Annotated in this window: 15 protein-coding genes and 1 other annotated feature; of the genes, 7 read left to right on the top strand and 8 right to left on the bottom strand. The window is 61.6% G+C overall.

Features of this window, described 5'->3' with window-relative positions; all coding sequences use genetic code 11:
- Positions 1-5 precede the first annotated feature (5 nt).
- From hisIE to hisG, 8 genes are read right to left on the bottom strand one after another with little or no spacing between them, the layout of a single operon-like run.
- A complete protein-coding gene (hisIE, locus tag LA321_RS16625; RefSeq protein ID WP_042069438.1) occupies positions 6-641 on the bottom strand; it encodes a bifunctional phosphoribosyl-AMP cyclohydrolase/phosphoribosyl-ATP diphosphatase HisIE in 636 nt (211 codons plus the stop codon).
- Positions 634-1,407 carry an imidazole glycerol phosphate synthase subunit HisF gene (hisF, locus tag LA321_RS16620; RefSeq protein ID WP_042069437.1) on the bottom strand — a complete coding sequence of 258 codons (774 nt, stop codon included), beginning with the start codon at positions 1,405-1,407 and terminating at the stop codon, positions 634-636. Before hisF ends, hisIE begins: the two co-directional genes overlap by 8 nt.
- Positions 1,407-2,177, bottom strand: a complete 771-nt coding sequence (gene hisA, locus LA321_RS16615) for a 1-(5-phosphoribosyl)-5-[(5-phosphoribosylamino)methylideneamino]imidazole-4-carboxamide isomerase (protein WP_042069436.1) — start codon at positions 2,175-2,177, stop codon at positions 1,407-1,409. The genes hisF and hisA overlap by 1 nt, the downstream gene beginning before the upstream one ends.
- Before the next feature lie 5 nt (positions 2,178-2,182).
- Complete coding sequence (hisH, locus tag LA321_RS16610) at positions 2,183-2,812, bottom strand: imidazole glycerol phosphate synthase subunit HisH (RefSeq protein ID WP_042069435.1); 630 nt, start codon at positions 2,810-2,812, stop codon at positions 2,183-2,185.
- On the bottom strand, positions 2,812-3,942 hold the full coding sequence (gene hisB / locus LA321_RS16605; RefSeq protein WP_042069434.1) for a bifunctional histidinol-phosphatase/imidazoleglycerol-phosphate dehydratase HisB: 1,131 nt from the start codon (positions 3,940-3,942) through the stop codon (positions 2,812-2,814). The genes hisH and hisB overlap by 1 nt, the downstream gene beginning before the upstream one ends.
- A 15-nt stretch (positions 3,943-3,957) precedes the next feature.
- Positions 3,958-5,028, bottom strand: a complete 1,071-nt coding sequence (gene hisC / locus LA321_RS16600) for a histidinol-phosphate transaminase (RefSeq protein ID WP_042069433.1) — start codon at positions 5,026-5,028, stop codon at positions 3,958-3,960.
- Positions 5,025-6,350: a histidinol dehydrogenase gene (hisD, locus tag LA321_RS16595; RefSeq protein ID WP_042069432.1), complete on the bottom strand. Its 1,326-nt coding sequence runs from the start codon at positions 6,348-6,350 to the stop codon at positions 5,025-5,027. The genes hisC and hisD overlap by 4 nt, the downstream gene beginning before the upstream one ends.
- 12 nt (positions 6,351-6,362) lie before the next feature.
- Positions 6,363-7,259: an ATP phosphoribosyltransferase gene (hisG, locus tag LA321_RS16590; protein ID WP_042069431.1), complete on the bottom strand. Its 897-nt coding sequence runs from the start codon at positions 7,257-7,259 to the stop codon at positions 6,363-6,365.
- A 25-nt stretch (positions 7,260-7,284) separates the two neighbouring features.
- Positions 7,285-7,413: a sequence feature (His leader region), on the bottom strand.
- Between the two features lie 187 nt (positions 7,414-7,600).
- Between hisG and LA321_RS16585 the strand changes: the two genes are divergently transcribed.
- The 7 genes from LA321_RS16585 (at position 7,601) to rnd (ending at position 15,294) form a co-directional block, all read left to right on the top strand.
- Positions 7,601-7,843 carry a hypothetical protein gene (locus LA321_RS16585; protein WP_042026283.1) on the top strand — a complete coding sequence of 81 codons (243 nt, stop codon included), beginning with the start codon at positions 7,601-7,603 and terminating at the stop codon, positions 7,841-7,843.
- A 67-nt stretch (positions 7,844-7,910) separates the two neighbouring features.
- Entirely contained in the window at positions 7,911-9,821 is a 1,911-nt protein-coding gene (locus LA321_RS16580) for an ATP-dependent DNA helicase (RefSeq protein WP_042069430.1), read from the top strand.
- A 193-nt stretch (positions 9,822-10,014) separates the two neighbouring features.
- Positions 10,015-10,716, top strand: coding sequence for a tRNA (adenosine(37)-N6)-threonylcarbamoyltransferase complex dimerization subunit type 1 TsaB (gene tsaB, locus LA321_RS16575; RefSeq protein WP_042069429.1), 702 nt, complete (start codon positions 10,015-10,017; stop codon positions 10,714-10,716).
- A gap of 119 nt (positions 10,717-10,835) precedes the next feature.
- A complete protein-coding gene (locus LA321_RS16570; RefSeq protein ID WP_042026276.1) occupies positions 10,836-11,348 on the top strand; it encodes a Slp family lipoprotein in 513 nt (170 codons plus the stop codon).
- Between the two features lie 8 nt (positions 11,349-11,356).
- Entirely contained in the window at positions 11,357-12,208 is an 852-nt protein-coding gene (locus LA321_RS16565; RefSeq protein ID WP_042069428.1) for an alpha/beta fold hydrolase, read from the top strand.
- 198 nt (positions 12,209-12,406) lie between these two features.
- Entirely contained in the window at positions 12,407-14,083 is a 1,677-nt protein-coding gene (gene fadD, locus LA321_RS16560; protein WP_156140884.1) for a long-chain-fatty-acid--CoA ligase FadD, read from the top strand.
- 98 nt (positions 14,084-14,181) lie between these two features.
- Positions 14,182-15,294 (top strand): ribonuclease D, encoded by a 1,113-nt coding sequence (gene rnd, locus LA321_RS16555; protein ID WP_042069426.1) that lies wholly within the window; start codon positions 14,182-14,184, stop codon positions 15,292-15,294.
- Positions 15,295-15,491: the final 197 nt, after the last annotated feature.

The raw sequence follows: 15,491 nt of genomic DNA, 5'->3' as shown, positions 1-15,491 counted from the left end.
TCAGTTTATTTATTGTGCCGCTCATAAAGCCGCTGCACCACATCCTGTAATCCCAGCCCTTCGTTTTGCAGTAGCACGGTCAGGTGATAGAGCAGATCGGCGGATTCGTTGATGAGCTCCTCCCGATCCTTGGCCATGGCGGCCAGGGCTACTTCCACGCCTTCTTCACCTACCTTCTGGGCGATGCGCTTAGTGCCTTTGCCATAGAGGCTGGCGGTGTAGCTGGTGGCCGGATCGGCCCCCTTGCGGGCCGCCAGGATCTGCTCAAGCTCGGCCAAAAAGCCCAGTGGCGGTACCGGGTGACCGTCGAAGCAAGAGGTTGTCCCTTTGTGGCAGGTGGGGCCGACGGGGTTGGCGGCGATCAGCAGGGAGTCCTGATCGCAGTCGGTGGTGATGGCGACCAGCTGAAGCACATGGCCCGAACTCTCCCCCTTGGTCCAGAGGCGCTGCTTGCTGCGACTAAAGAAGGTGACCTGGCCGGTCGCCAGGGTTTTGTCCAGGGCTTCCTTCGTCATAAAGCCCTGCATCAGCACTTCGCCACTGGCAGCATGCTGGACGATGGCGGGGATCATGCCGTCGCACTTGGCCCAATCGAGCCGCTCGACCAGCGGCAATGCGTTGTTTACAGCTTGATTATTCACGGATGGCGACTCCTTCGGTTTTCAGCCAGCGTTTCAATTCGGGAATGGGGATAAGCCCCTTGTGGAACACGGAGGCGGCCAGGGCCCCGTCCACGTCGGCGAGGGTGAAGGCATCGCGAAAGTGTTCCATGGCGCCGGCGCCGCCGGAGGCAATCAGCGGCACCTTGCAGACGGCCCGCACCAGCTTGAGCTGCTCGAGATCATAGCCCTGGCGCATGCCATCCTGGTTCATCACGTTCAGCACAATTTCGCCCGCGCCGCGTTTTTGTACCTCCTGCACCCAGTCAAGGGTGTGCCAGGCGGTGGTGCGGGTGCGGCTCTCGTCGCCGGTAAACTGCTTGACCTGATAGTGGCCGGTTTGGGCATCAAAATAGGAGTCGATGCCCACCACCACGCACTGCACGCCAAATCGCTCGGCCAGCCGGGTGATAAGGCGGGGATCCGCCAAGGCAGGGGAGTTGATGGAAACCTTGTCGGCCCCGAATTCCAGGATCTGGCGGGCATCGTCGACGCTTTTGATGCCGCCGGCGACGCAGAAGGGGATGTCGATGACTTCCGCCACCCGACTGACCCAGCTCTTGTCTACCACCCGGGCATCGCTTGAGGCGGTGATGTCATAGAACACCAGCTCGTCGGCGCCTTCCTCGGCGTAGCGGCGGGCCAGCTCGACAATGCCGCCCATCACTTCGTGGTTGCGAAACTGCACGCCCTTGACCACCACGCCATCCTTGACGTCGAGGCAGGGGATAATTCGTCTTGCCAGCATCAGTTGCCTCCTGTTTCTGTCGGGGTAGATGCAGCGGGGGTCGCCCAGCAGGCGATGGCGTCGCCCACCGAGAACTTGCCCTCGAGCAGGGCGCGGCCGAGGATGATCCCCTTGACCCCGGAGCCCTTGAGCGCATCGATATCCTCGATGCCGCCAATGCCGCCGGAGGCCTGAAAGGCGACGCCCGGGTAGCGGGCGCAGAGATCCCGGTAGAGCTCGACGTTGGTACCGGCCAGGGTGCCGTCACGGCTGATGTCGGTGCAGAGCACGTGCTTGAGCCCGGCGGGCAGGAAGCGTTCGATCAACGCTTCGATGGTCACCCCGCTGTTCTCCTGCCAGCCCGCCACCGCGATATGGCGATTGCCCTCCTCATCGATATTGACGTCCAGTGCCAGCACGATGCGCTCGGGGCCATATTTCTCCATCCAGCTGGCCACCAGATCCGGGGATTTGACGGCGGTGGAGCCGATCACCACCCGGCTGGCACCGGCGGCCAGCAGATCCGCTACATCCTGCTCGCTGCGCACGCCGCCCCCCACCTGCACCGGCGCCTCGGTCGCCGACAGCAGCTGGGCGAGAAGGGGAAGCTGGCGCGCCTTGGCATCCTTGGCACCGTCCAGATCCACCAGGTGCAGCTGCACCGCCCCCTGAGAGACATATTCATCGAAGCGGGCCTGCGGGCTGTCGCTATAGGCAGTCTTCTGGCCGTAGTCGCCCTGATAGAGCCTCACGACTTGGCCGTTAATCAGATCAATGGCTGGGATAATCATCCTTGTTAAAGCTCCAGAAAGTTTTGCAGTAGGCGGGCACCGGCTGCGCCGGAGCGCTCCGGGTGGAATTGGGCACCAAAGAAGTTGTCACGACCGACGATGGCGGTAAACGGCTGGCCGTAGTCGCAGGTGGCGATGGTGGCGTCGGTCACCTCAAGGGCGTAGGAGTGGACGAAATAGAAGTAGCTGCCGCTTGGGATCCCCTGGAGCAGTGGGTGGCTCTCGTCGTGCTCCACCTGATTCCAGCCCATGTGAGGCAGGCGCAGGTTGCCCACCTCCATCAGCCGGATCTTGCCCGGCACTATGCCGAGGCAGTCGATAAGCCCGCCCTTGTCTTCGCCCTCACTCATGATCTCTTCGGAGGCCTCCGCCAGCATCTGCATGCCGAGACAAAAGCCCAGCAGCGGCTGTTTGGCGGCGCGAATGAGCGGCACCAGATTGCGCTCGTCGAGGTTCTTCATGGCGGCCACGGCGGTGCCGACCCCGGGCAGGATCAGCTTGTCAGCCGCTTCGATGTCGGCCGCCTCGCGGGAGACCCGAGGCGCCGCGCCGAGGCGCTCGAACGCCATGCGCACCGAGGCCAGATTGGCACAGCCAGTATCGATGATGACCAGCTTCTGTTTGTTCACTTCCATCACAGCACCCCCTTGCTGGAGGGGAGTTCGCTCCCTTCCACCCGAATGGCCTGGCGCAAGGCGCGGCCAAAGCCCTTGAACAACGCCTCCACTTGATGGTGGGTGTTGCCGCAGCCCACCTTCATCTGCAATGTGATGGCCATGGCGTCCGAGAGGGAGCGAAAGAAGTGGGGCACCATCTCGGTGGCCATCTCGCCCACGTTGTCGCGGCCAAAACCGCTCGGGCAGTCGAACACGAAGTAGGGGCGGCCGCTCAAATCCAGCGCGGTGGCCACCTCCTGCTCGGTGAGCGGGATCTCTTCATCCGCACGGGGGCGGCCATCGATCACCGCCTGTACCTCGTCCATCGCCAGCACGAAGCCGAAGCGGCCGATGCCGCGCTTGTTGCCAAGGGCCTGGCGCAGGGCCTGACCGAGGGCGAGGCCGACATCTTCCACCGTGTGGTGATCGTCGATGTGCAGATCGCCGCTGACCTTGAGCTTGAGCCTGAAGCCGGCGTGGGTCGCTATCTGATCCAGCATGTGATCAAAAAAGCCGATGCCGGTTTCAATCTGGTTGCCGCCGCTCTTGTCTAAATCCACGGCCACCTGGATGCGGGTCTCCTTGGTGTAGCGCTCAACCTCGGCCACTCGTCCTTTGGAGAGCAGCTGATCACGGATTGCGAGCCAGTCGTGATCTTGCGGGTGGTAGCGAATACCGCCAATGCCCATGTTCTCGGCGAGCTGCAGATCGGTCTGGCGATCGCCAATCACGAAGGAGTTGGCAAAGTCGATGCGGCCCGAGGCGAGATACTCCTTCACCAGGCCAAGGTGGGGCTTGCGGCAACTGCAACCGTCGGTGGGGAAGTGGGGGCAGATCAGCACTTTTTCCCAGCTCACCCCTTGCGATTCGAAGAGGTGCATCATCAGGTCGTGGGGCGGCTGGAAGTTTTCCAGCGGCAGGCTGGCGGTGCCCAGCCCATCCTGGTTGGTCACCATCACCAGCACGTAACCCGCGGCCTGCAGCTCGCGCAGCACCGGGATCACCATGGGTTCGAAGCGCAGCTTGGCGAGGCTGTCTACCTGCTTGTCGGTCACCGGCTCTTCAATCAGGGTGCCGTCGCGGTCGATAAACAAAAACGGGGTCTTCATCGCTACATCCTTGTCTTACAAAGTGGGAGAGGGCAGATCACGCAGCACGGCCAGCACGGCGTCCATCTCGCCCTGATAGCCGATGGTGATGCGAATGCTGTTATCAAGGCCGGGTTTGGTCGAGAAATCCCGCAGTATGATGCCGGCGGCCTTCATGGCGGCAAACACGCTGGCGCCATCCACAAAGCGCACCAGCACGAAGTTGCCCTTGTCCTCGAACACCTCTTTTACGCACGACAAAGCGGCAAGCTCGGTTTTGAGCTGTGCCTTTTGCTTGTTGAGTTCCAATACCCGCTCCGACATCAGTGCCAGCCCCATGGGGGAGAGGGCTTGAACCGCAATCTGGGCGATGGGCTCCGGGATGGGATAGGGGGCGATCACCTTGGCCAGCATGGCGATCACCTCGGGGCTTGCCAGGGTAAAGCCGCAGCGGATCCCCGCCAGGGCAAAGGCCTTGGAGAGGGTGCGGGTCACCACCAGGTTGGGGAAACGGGCCAGCAGATCTACCACGGAAGCCTCGGGGCAGAACTCGATATAGGCCTCGTCCACCACCACGATGGCGCGATCCCGGGCCTTCTCCAGCAAGGCGATGAGTCCGTCACGGCCCACCAGATCCCCGGTGGGGTTGTTGGGGGAGCAGAGGAACACCAGGTTCACGTCACCGAGACGATCGGCGATGGCGGGCCAGTCCGGCTGGCGCGCAGGCGTCAAGGGCTGCTCGACAATCCCTACGCCACAGGTTTCGGCGCTGATGGCGTACATGCCGTAGGTGGGTGGGCAGATGAGGATCTGATCTTCACCCGCTTCGCAGAAGGTGCGGATCAAGAGCTCAATGGCCTCATCGGCGCCGCGGCTCACCAGCACCTGATCCGGATTGACTCCGGCGTAGGCGGCGTAGCCGTTGACCACTTCGGTTGGTTGGGGTTCGGGATAGCGGTTGAGACGGCTCCCCTCGACGGTGAAGGGGTAGGCCTGCGGGGCCTCGTTGGCGTTGAGCCAGACATGACCCTTGCCACCGATGCGACGGGCAGATTGGTAAGGGGTGAGGGCGCGCACCACGCGGCGAGCCAGATTGGCAATGCTCATGACAAATCCTTTTGTTGTGAACCGGTTTGGACGGCGCCCGCGAGGGCCTGCAATCTCAGGGTGACGGCATTTTTGTGGCCATCGAGCCCCTCGGCCTGGGCGATGCGCTCGACGATGGGGCCAAGGCTGCGGATGCCGCTCTCGCTTAGCTCCTGCACCGTGTAGCGGCGCTGGTAGTCCGCCAGTCCCAGGCTGGAGCAGGTGCGGGCATAGCCGTAGGTGGGCAGGGTGTGGTTGGTGCCGCTGGCGTAATCCCCGACGGATTCCGGTGTCCATGCCCCGAGGAAGATGGAGCCGGCATTCTCGAGTCGGTCCAGCAGCTCGCGGGGTGCACGGGTCTGCACGATAAGGTGCTCTGGCGCATAGGCATTGGAGATGGCGCAGGCCTCGGCCAGATCGTCACAGAGGATCACCAGGCTTGAACCCAGCGCCTGTGCGGCGATGTCGCGGCGAGTGAGCTTGGCCAGCTGGCCCTTGATCTCGGTGCCGATGGCATCGGCCAGTAGCGGTGAGGTGGTCACCAGCACCACCTGGCTGTCGGGGCCGTGTTCGGCCTGGGAGAGCAGATCTGCCGCCACGAAGGCCGGGTTGGCGCTCTCGTCGGCGATCACCAGTACCTCGGAGGGGCCGGCCGGCATGTCGATGGCGGCGCCGCGCCAGTCGCGGGACACCTGCCCCTTGGCCTCAGTCACGTAGGCATTGCCCGGGCCGAAGATTTTGTCCACCTTGGGGATCGTCTCGGTGCCATAGGCCATGGCGGCGATGGCCTGGGCCCCGCCGATGGCGAACACCTTCTCGACCCCGCAGGCACGGGCGGCAAACAGGATCTCGTCGCTGGCCGGGGACGGGGTGCAGAGCACCACTTCACGGCAACCGGCCAGGCTTGCCGGAATGGCCAGCATCATCACGGTGGAGGGGAGCGGCGCGCTGCCACCCGGCACGTAGAGGCCGACCCGGCCGATGGGCTGGGTGCGCAGCTCGCACACCACCCCGGGTTGGGTCTCGACCCGCACCACGGGTTGTTGTTGGGCGGCGTGGAAGGCGCGAATATTGGCAATCGCCGCCTTGATGGCGCCCTTGATGTCATCCCCCAGGCGTGCACACGCCGCGTCAATTTCGGCCTCGCTCACCTGCAACTGCTGGCGCGGGGCACGCTCGAAGCGCTGGCTCAACTCGCGCAGGGCCTCGTCGCCCCGGCTGCGTACCGCAGCGATGATATCCCGCACCACGGCGCCGATATCGGCCTCGTCACTCAAGGCGGGCCGGGTCAGCACGTCGGCCTGCTGGGCAGGGGAGAGGGTCTTCCAGATCAGGGTCTGCATGATGTTCCTTCCTTATTCCATCATTTTTTCGATGGGCAGCACCAGGATGGAGCTGGCACCCAGGGCCTTGAGCTGCTCCATGGTTTCCCAGAACAGGGTTTCGCTGGAGACGACGTGCAGCGCCACCTGATTGGTCTCGCCCGCCAGCTGCATGATGGTGGGGCGCTCGGCCCCCGGCAGCAGACTGGTGATGGCATCGAGCTTCTCTTTGGGGGCGTGCAGCATGATGTACTTGCTCTCGCGGGCCTGCTGCATCCCCTGAATGCGGGGCAGCAGCTTGTCGATAAGCTTCTGCTTGGCATCAGACAAGGGGTTGGGGGCCTGCACCAGCACCGCCTTGGAGCGGTAGATCACCTCCACCTCTTTCAGGCCGTTGGCCTCCAGGGTCGCGCCGGTGGAGACCAGATCGCAGATGGCATCGGCCAGGCCAGCGCGCGGGGCCACTTCCACCGAGCCGCCCAGCATCACGCTCTTGAAGGGAATATCTCGTTTGGCGAAGAAGCGACCGAGCAGCCCCGGGTAGGAGGTGGCGATGCGCTTGCCGGCGAGACTCTGTGGTCCGGTGTAGTTGACGTCGTCCGGTACGGCCAGGGAGAGGCGGCAGCCGCCGAAGTCGAGCTGCTTGAGGGTCTTGACCGCAAAGGGTTGGCCCTGGGAGGCGCGGATGAGCTGCACCTCTTCCAGCACGTTCTCGCCGATGATGCCAAGGTCGACCACCCCTTCCATCACCAGCCCCGGTATATCGTCATCACGCACCCGCAGGATGTCGATGGGCATGTTTTCGACATGGGCGATAAGGCGTTGCTCGCGCAGGTTAATCTTGAGGCCGCAGCTCTTGAACAGGGCCTGGGAGTCCTGGCTCAGACGACCGGACTTTTGCATGGCGATACGTAGACGTTGTGTTTCCATTTGCTCGATTTCCTTCTAGTCAAAAACGAAAAAACCCTCGGAAGTGGGTGCTTCCGAGGGTTTATGAATCTTGCGGTCCTTTTGGAAGTCACCAGTTAAGTGTCTTCCAGCAGTCAACCTCCTGAAAGACTATTCGGGATGATGATGGTGGTGATGAGTCTTCAGGGTGGTGAACTGCATGTAATCAATCCTTTACAAATAAGATGTCGTAATTGACGCCTGATTTAAACTACCTGCCTTGACAGAAAAAGCAACCCGAAATTGTGATTTGATCGATTAAAATTGAGAAAACGGTTTTCTGGTCGATAACTAGACAATAACCCCTAGCAGGAGTCGACATCATGCCCAGCCAGGACCTCTTGTTCCCCATCTTGCCCCGGGCGCCCGCCACGCCTGGCAGCGAAGAGATCAAGCGGGAAGTGACCCAGATCAGCCAAAAGCATCAGCTGCGCAAGACCGGCACTGATAACAGCGACTCCCAGCAGCGCCAGCAGCCGTACCCCTCGGCCAAGCATGATCAGCCAACGTCGGAGGAGGACGATCACAAGCCCGATCCCGAGCATCAGATCGATCTCTTCGTCTGAGCGCAGAATCAGTCCCGCTTTCGCCGCGCTTTTGGCATAATGCCCCCTTTTGCTGCGGGACTCCCTTTTGACCATCCAGACCCTGTTCAAGCCAGACGGCCCTCTGGCCAGCCATATCGACGGTTTCAAAGCCCGCGCTCCACAACTGGAGATGGCCGAGGCGGTGGCCCGTGCCATCAAGAGTGGTGGCCGTCTGCTGGTGGAGGCGGGGACAGGCACCGGCAAAACCTACGCCTATCTGGTGCCGGCGCTGGAATCCGGCAAGCGGGTGGTGATCAGTACGGGCTCCAAAAACCTGCAGGAGCAGCTCTTCTATCGAGACTTGCCTACCATCACGCAGGCGCTCTCCTACACCTCGCCGGTGGCCCTGCTCAAGGGGCGCAGCAACTACCTGTGCATCGAGCGGATGAACCGGCTCTTGAGCGAATCCCATCTGCAAAAGCCTGAGATCCTCAATGACCTGGTCAAGGTGAAGTCCTGGTCCACCGCTACCGACAACGGCGATGTGGGGGATATTCCGGGGCTGCAGGAGAACGCCGAGATCCTCGCCCACGTCACCAGCACCAACGACAACTGCCTGGGGCGCGACTGTCCCTATTACGACGATTGCCACCTGGTCATCGCCCGGCGCCGCGCCATGGACGCCCAGGTGGTGGTGATCAACCATCACCTCTTCTTCGCCGATCTGGCGGTGAAAGACACGGGATTTGGCGAGCTGGTGCCACAGGCGCAAGTCTATGTGTTTGACGAGGCGCACCAGCTGCCCGAGATCGCCACCAACTACTTCGGCAAGTCGGTGGGCAGCCGCACCATCCAGGATCTGGCGCAGGATATCCAGCTTGCCTATCGGGCCGAAGCCCACGATATGGCCCAGCTTGGCAAGGCGGCGGATCGGCTCGCCATCGCGAGCCAGGACTTGCGCCTCGCCTTCGGGGTGGATGGCGGGCGCGGCAATACCCGCGACATGCTGCGCCAGCCCCTCTGGGGACAGGCGCTGGCTCGCCTCAACGACGCCATCGGGCTCTGTTACGAGGTGTTGAAACTGGCGCTGGGGCGGGGCGAGCAGCTGGATCACGCCTTCGAGCGGATCTGCGAGCTGCGCACTCGCCTTGGCGAGGTGCTGGCGGTGAACCAGACCGGTTTTTCCTACTGGTATGACTGCTCGCGGCTGCATTTTTCCCTCAACCTGACCCCGCTCTCGGTGGCCGAGCGTTTCGGGGCCGAGGTGCAAAGGCCCGAGGTGGCCTGGGTGTTCACCTCCGCCACCCTGACGGTTGATCAGCGCTTCGATCACTTCGTGGCCGAGCTGGGCCTGGCCGGCAGCGCCGAGCTTATTTTGGACAGCCCGTTCGATTACGGTGAGCAGGCGCGCCTGTGCGTGCCCCGCTATCTGCCCGAGCCCAACGCCTTTGGTCGGGGCGAACAGTTGGCTAACCTGATGATCCCCCTTATCAACAAGACCCCGGGGGGCTGTTTCTTTCTTTGCACCAGTCATCAGGTGATGCGTCAGGTGGCCGAGGTGCTGCGCCGGGAGATCGGCCGCACCGTGCTGTTGCAGGGGGAGGACAACAAGCAGCGGCTGCTCAAGGAGTTCGTGGAAAATGGCCGCGCCGTGCTGGTGGCTACCAGCAGCTTCTGGGAGGGGATCGACGTGCGAGGGGCTGCGCTCTCCTGTGTTATCATCGACAAGCTGCCGTTTGCCAGCCCTGACGATCCGCTGCTCAAGGCGCGGGTCGATGATTGCAAGCTCAAGGGGGGCGATCCCTTTGCCGAACTCCAGCTGCCCAAGGCGGTGATTGCCCTGAAACAGGGGGTGGGGCGGCTTATTCGTGATCGCAGTGATCATGGGGTACTGGTGATCTGTGATCCGCGCATGGTCAACAAGCCCTACGGCGCCACTTTTATCAAGAGTCTGCCCACCATTCCCCGTACTCGGGAGCTGGCCATGCTGGGGGATTTCTTTGGCGCCAAGGCATGACGCAGCCGAGACGAACTCTTTGTACTGAGTTGGGCTGAGGCCTCGCGCTCGGGATATATCCCTTGGGCGCTTGCTGGCAGCGCATCGGGTCTGCGGGCCCTGTTAGCGTGATTTAACCTGTTTGAACAACAGATCGGCACTGTGTTTGCCGGTCGGTAATGACATTGACTGAATGTAATCGAGATTGGAACGCATGAACGAGTTGAAGATCCTGGCCGTTGATACCGCCACCGAAGCCTGCTCTGCCGCCTTGCTGGTGGGTGACAAGGTGTTTTCCCGTTGGGAAGAGGCGCCGCGGGATCACACCCGCAAGATTTTGCCCATGGTTCAGGCTCTGTTGGAGGAAGCCGGGATAAGTTTGAGCGAGCTGGATGCCATCGCTTTCGGCCGTGGCCCGGGCTCCTTTACCGGTGTGCGGATCGGTATCGGAGTCGCTCAGGGGCTGGCCTTTGGCGCCGGTGTGCCACTTATCGGCATCTCCACCCTGGCGGCCATGGCGCAGGGGGCTCATCGTCTGGACGGGGCCGAGCATGTGCTGACCGCCATCGATGCGCGGATGAACGAGGTTTACTTCGGTCACTATGAATGGCGCGATGGTCGCATGCAGCTGGTGGGTGAGGAAGTGGTGAGCGATCCCGCCGCTCTGGTGGCCAGTCGTGGCAAGCTGGCAGGTCAGGTGACTTGCGTCGGCACCGGATTTGAAACCTATGGTGACACCCTCGCAGGGCTTGCCGACGAGCGGATGGGGAGCCAGGTGCGCTTCCCGGCAGCAGAAGACATGCTGCCCCTGGCACGCACCGCCTGGCTGGCGGGTGAGGCGGTGGCTGTAGAGAAGGCGACTCCGGTTTACTTGCGCGACAAGGTGACTTGGAAGAAGCTGCCGGGTCGCGAGTAAGGGCAGGGTAGGCAATGGCCGTGGTGCCACCCTTGCTACCAATCGATGAACATCCCCTGTCGGCCGGTGCAGTTGGCACTGGTCGGCGCGGGAACTGACGATCTGAAAAGGAGAGTGACATGTTCAAGCGTGCGATGGTGATGGGGGCTGCTGTGTTGCTGCTCGGAGCCTGTAGCTCTGTGCCCAAAGAGCTGGCCTATGAGCCTGAAAACCAGCTGGTGGCCTATCAGCCCGCGCTGGCACTGGAGGGCAAGCCTGCCCGCTGGAGCGGGGTGATTGCCGCGGTGCACAACAAGGCGGATCAGAGCGTTATCGAGGTGGTCTATCTTCCGCTTAAATCCAACGGGATACCGGAGCAGACCGAGCAGAGTCCGGGGCGTTTTTTGGCAGTCATGCAGGGCTTTGTCGACCCGACCCTCTATGCCAAGGGGCGCAGCCTGACGGTGCTGGGGACCACGGACAAGCCGGTGGACGGCCAGATTGGCGAGCACAAGTATCGCTTCCCGGTGCTCAAGGTGACGGGCAGCAAGCTGTGGCCGCCGGTCAAGGAGGTGGAGATCCGCTATATGGACCCTTACTTCTACGACCCCTTCTATGATCCCTTCTGGCCGAGACGGCCGCTGCGCCGCTAGGGGTGAACATGATTGACAGCCTGCAGGAGCGCTTTCTCACCCTGGCGGATGGTCGCCGGGTGGCCCTGCTCGACAATGGCCAGCAGGGCAAGCCGTTGCTGGTGGCCCTGCATGGCTGGCTCGACAACAGTGCCAGCTTTCGACCTCTCGCCCCTCATCTTGATGCCTTTCACCTGATCTGCGTCGATCTGCCGGGGCATGGTCACTCGGATCACAAGCAGACCCCCTATGTCTTCGTCGATTGGCTGGACGATCTCTACCAGATCACCCAGGCTGCGGGCTGGACCAGGTTCACCTTGCTTGGTCACTCCCTCGGGGCGCTGATCGCCTCGGCCTATGCCGGGGTGTTTCCTGAACAGGTGGCGCGGCTCATCATGCTGGAGGGATTGGGGCCGCTGAGTCAGCCTGATGAAGAGGTGCCAGCTCAGCTCAAACGCGCCATTGTCAACCGCAGCCGTACCCGCGAGCGTGCCACCGGCGGGTTTGTCTCCATCGACGATGCGGTGGCCGCCCGCTGCAAGGTGGCGGATATCTCTTCGGCCGCGGCGCGCCTTATCTGCGAGCGCCAGCTGGTTGAGCAAGATGGCCGCTGGTACTGGCGCAGCGACCCCAGATTGCGGGATCTCTCACCCCTTCGCATGAGCGAGGGGCAGGCCAGGGCGCTGATGGGGGCAATCCGCGCGCCCGTGCTCTTCATTCAGGGGGAGCAGGGCTTTGCCAGCCTGCAGGCACAATGGCAGTCGCGTCAGGATGCTTTCAGAGAGATAGAGCGGGTCCTGTTGGCAGGAAATCACCATTTTCATATGGAAAATTCTGCCAAGACCGCTGTTTGTATCGAAAATTTCTGCAAAATTCGGTAGAATCAGCGGCTTTCAATAATTCCAGGTTTGTTTTCCCCCTCACACTTTTTCATTGTTAATGTGCTGTTAATTGATGTTGCCCTATGTAAATATGGGCGGCGTTAGAGTATGAGCTTAAAACAGCTGATTGAAATTGCAGTGAACAGGGACGGAGGCAACACAGTGAGCGCACAGGTGCTAGTTATGCAGGAGAAGTTCGTGGAAAAAGTCTGGCTGAAGCGTTATCCGGAAGGGGTTCCGGCCGAGATCAATCCAGACCAATACAGCTCCCTGGTCGATATGTTTGAAGAGTCGGTAAATCAGTTCGCCGACCAGCCCGCCTTCGTCAACATGGGGCAGACCATTACCTACCGCCGACTGGAAGAGCAGTCCCGCGCCTTTGCCGCCTATCTGCAAAACGAGCTCAAGCTGAGCCGTGGCGATCGGGTGGCGGTGATGATGCCGAACCTGCTGCAGTACCCCATCGCCGTGTTCGGCATCCTGCGTGCCGGCATGATAGTGGTCAACGTCAACCCGCTCTACACCCCGCGGGAGCTGGAGCACCAGCTCAATGACTCGGGCGCCAAGGCCATCGTCATCGTCTCCAACTTCGCCCATACCCTGGAAAAAGTGGTCTATGACACCCCGATCAAGCACGTCATCCTGACCCGGATGGGGGACAACCTGGGGCTGGCCAAGGGCACCCTGGTCAACTTCGTGGTGAAATACGTCAAGAAGCTGGTGCCCAAATATAATCTGCCCCACGCCAGCACCATGCGCCAGGCCCTCTCCAAGGGGCGTTACCTGCAGTACATCAAACCCGAGATCAGCAACGACGATCTTGCCTTCCTGCAGTACACCGGCGGCACCACCGGCCTCTCCAAGGGGGCCATGCTGACCCACCGCAACATGATTGCCAACGTCGAGCAGTGCCTCGGCGTCTATGGCCCCATGCTGGAGCGGGGCAAGGAGTTCGTGGTCACCGCGCTGCCGCTCTACCACGTCTTCGCGCTCACTGTGAACTGCCTGCTGTTTATGCGCCTTGGTGGTTACAACCTGCTGATCAGCAACCCGCGCGACATCCCGGGCTTTGTCAAAGAGATCAAGAAGTACCCCTTCACCTGCATCACCGGGGTGAACACCCTGTTCAATGCGCTGGTCAACAACGACGAGTTCCAGGGCATGGATTTTACCAAGCTCAAGTTGACCATCGGCGGCGGCATGGCGGTACAGCGGGCGGTGGCCGAGAAGTGGAAGACGCTGACCGACACCCCGCTGCTGGAAGGTTATGGCCTGACCGAGTGTTCGCCCCTGGTGAGCGTCTGCCCGTATGATCTGAGCGATTACAACGGCTCCATCGGTCTGCCGGTCTGCTCCACCGATATCCGTCTGGTGGATGACAACGGTCAGGTGATCACCGAATTTGGCACCCCGGGCGAGATGCAGGTGCGCGGCCCGCAGGTGATGGTCGGTTATTGGCAGCGTCCCGAGGCTACTGCCGAGGTGATGCAGGATGGCTGGCTCTGTACCGGCGACATCGCCGTGTGCGACGAGCAGGGCTTCTTCAAGATTGTCGATCGCAAGAAGGACATGATCCTGGTCTCCGGTTTCAACGTCTATCCGAATGAAATTGAAGACGTGGTGGCGCTGCACCCGAAAGTGCTGGAAGTGGCGGCCGTCGGCGTGCCGCACAAGGTCTCCGGCGAGCTGGTGAAGATCTTCGTGGTCAGGAAAGATGCAAAACTGCAGGAAGACGAGATTATTGCCCACTGCCGCAAACATCTGACTGCCTATAAGGTGCCGAAACTGGTAGAATTTCGCGACGAACTTCCCAAGACCAATGTGGGCAAGATCCTGCGCCGCGTCCTGCGCGACGAAGAGATTGCCAAGCAGTAACCGGCGTCGCCAGGCCTCTTGGCCAGGCAGCGCAGTGATGCAAAACCGTGGGACATCCCACGGTTTTTTCTTTTGGCCCTGAAAACTTGCAGGCAAAGATGCACTATCAATTCATTTCACAGCAAGCCGAACTGGAGCAGTATCTCGCTTCTCTGGCCGACGTTCCCCTGGCCATCGATACTGAATTCGTTCGCACCCGCACCTATTACCCTCAACTGGGCCTGTTTCAAATCTACGATGGCAAGCAGCTGGCGCTGCTCGATCCGCTCACCCTGGATCTCGCCCCGCTCTGGCGACGGCTCGGTCGGGAAGGGCAGATCGCCATCCTGCATGCCTCCGGCGAGGATCTCGAGCTTATCCAGCACGAGGCCGGTCATTTGCCGAATCAGATGCACGATACCCAGCTGGCGGCCGCCTTTCTGGGCTATGGCGTCTCGGTGGGCTTTGGTGCCCTGGTCAATGAATTCCTCGGCGTGGTCCTTGAGAAGGATCAGGCCCGCACCGACTGGCTGGCTCGCCCGCTGACAGACCGCCAGCTCGAATACGCGGCGGCCGATGTGTTCTACCTGATGCCCCTCTACGACAAGGTGATGGCCAAGCTGCGTGAAAGTGGCAAATTCCCCTGGTTCGAGCAGGAGTGCCAGAACCACTCCGCCCGCAAGACCCAGGGCAACGATCCCCGTCAGGCCTATCTCGAGATAGTCAACGCCTGGCAACTGGGTCGCCGCGAACTGGCGATCCTGCGCGAGCTGGCCGCCTGGCGCCAGCAGGAAGCGGTCCGCCGGGATCTCGCCCTCAACTTCGTGGTCAAAGAGCTGCACCTGTTCAAGGTGGCGGAGCGTCGGCCCGCGTCCCTTCGCGATCTCAATGAGCTGGGTCTCTCGCCCATCGAGATCAAGATCCACGGCAAGCGGATGCTGGATATCGTCGCCAAGGCCCAGCAGAGCGATCCCGACAGCTGGCCCGAGCCCATTCGCCGTCTGGTGGACTTCCCCAAATACAAGGCCGAGCTCAAGCGCATCAAGGCCCTGGTGGACGAGAAGGCCAAGGCCAGCAATATTCCGCCCGAGCTGATCGCCAGCAAGAAGATCATCCACCAGTATTTCACCTGGAGCTGGCGGATGAGCGACGAAGAGCGGACCCGCGCCGACAAGCCCATGCTGCTGCAAGGGTGGCGTCATGAGCTGGTAGGTCATCTGCTGGAGCAGTAAGCCAACGCTTGGCGGCCTGAAAAATCCTCACCCCCGGGTGGGGATTTTTGTTTTTTGGTATCGAGCGCGTGATTGGTCTGCCCGGATAGCGGCCTCTCTTGGCGGCAATCGGTGGTGGCAATGGGCAAAAAGCAGGATGCAGCGGCGGAAAGCTGCCAGTTAACTGCAAAATGACAGCGAAGAAGCAAAGAGAAAGG

Source organism: Aeromonas enteropelogenes, assembly GCF_020097295.1.
GTDB classification, from domain to species: domain Bacteria; phylum Pseudomonadota; class Gammaproteobacteria; order Enterobacterales; family Aeromonadaceae; genus Aeromonas; species Aeromonas enteropelogenes.
The sequence above is the reverse complement of the archived record's forward strand: the minus strand, read 5'-3'. Positions and strand labels throughout refer to the sequence as shown.

Bases quoted from the DNA above. Each gene is read 5' to 3' on its own strand.
- hisB (WP_042069434.1), bottom strand. From the start codon at position 3,942: ATGAAGACCCCGTTTTTGTTTATCGACCGCGACGGCACCCTGATTGAA.
- LA321_RS16570 (WP_042026276.1), top strand. From the start codon at position 10,836: ATGTTCAAGCGTGCGATGGTGATGGGGGCTGCTGTGTTGCTGCTCGGA.
- hisH (WP_042069435.1), bottom strand. From the start codon at position 2,812: ATGGAAGTGAACAAACAGAAGCTGGTCATCATCGATACTGGCTGTGCC.
- hisC (WP_042069433.1), bottom strand. From the start codon at position 5,028: ATGAGCATTGCCAATCTGGCTCGCCGCGTGGTGCGCGCCCTCACCCCT.
- hisD (WP_042069432.1), bottom strand. From the start codon at position 6,350: ATGCAGACCCTGATCTGGAAGACCCTCTCCCCTGCCCAGCAGGCCGAC.
- hisA (WP_042069436.1), bottom strand. From the start codon at position 2,177: ATGATTATCCCAGCCATTGATCTGATTAACGGCCAAGTCGTGAGGCTC.
- hisG (WP_042069431.1), bottom strand. From the start codon at position 7,259: ATGGAAACACAACGTCTACGTATCGCCATGCAAAAGTCCGGTCGTCTG.
- LA321_RS16565 (WP_042069428.1), top strand. From the start codon at position 11,357: ATGATTGACAGCCTGCAGGAGCGCTTTCTCACCCTGGCGGATGGTCGC.
- hisF (WP_042069437.1), bottom strand. From the start codon at position 1,407: ATGCTGGCAAGACGAATTATCCCCTGCCTCGACGTCAAGGATGGCGTG.
- rnd (WP_042069426.1), top strand. From the start codon at position 14,182: ATGCACTATCAATTCATTTCACAGCAAGCCGAACTGGAGCAGTATCTC.
- LA321_RS16585 (WP_042026283.1), top strand. From the start codon at position 7,601: ATGCCCAGCCAGGACCTCTTGTTCCCCATCTTGCCCCGGGCGCCCGCC.
- tsaB (WP_042069429.1), top strand. From the start codon at position 10,015: ATGAACGAGTTGAAGATCCTGGCCGTTGATACCGCCACCGAAGCCTGC.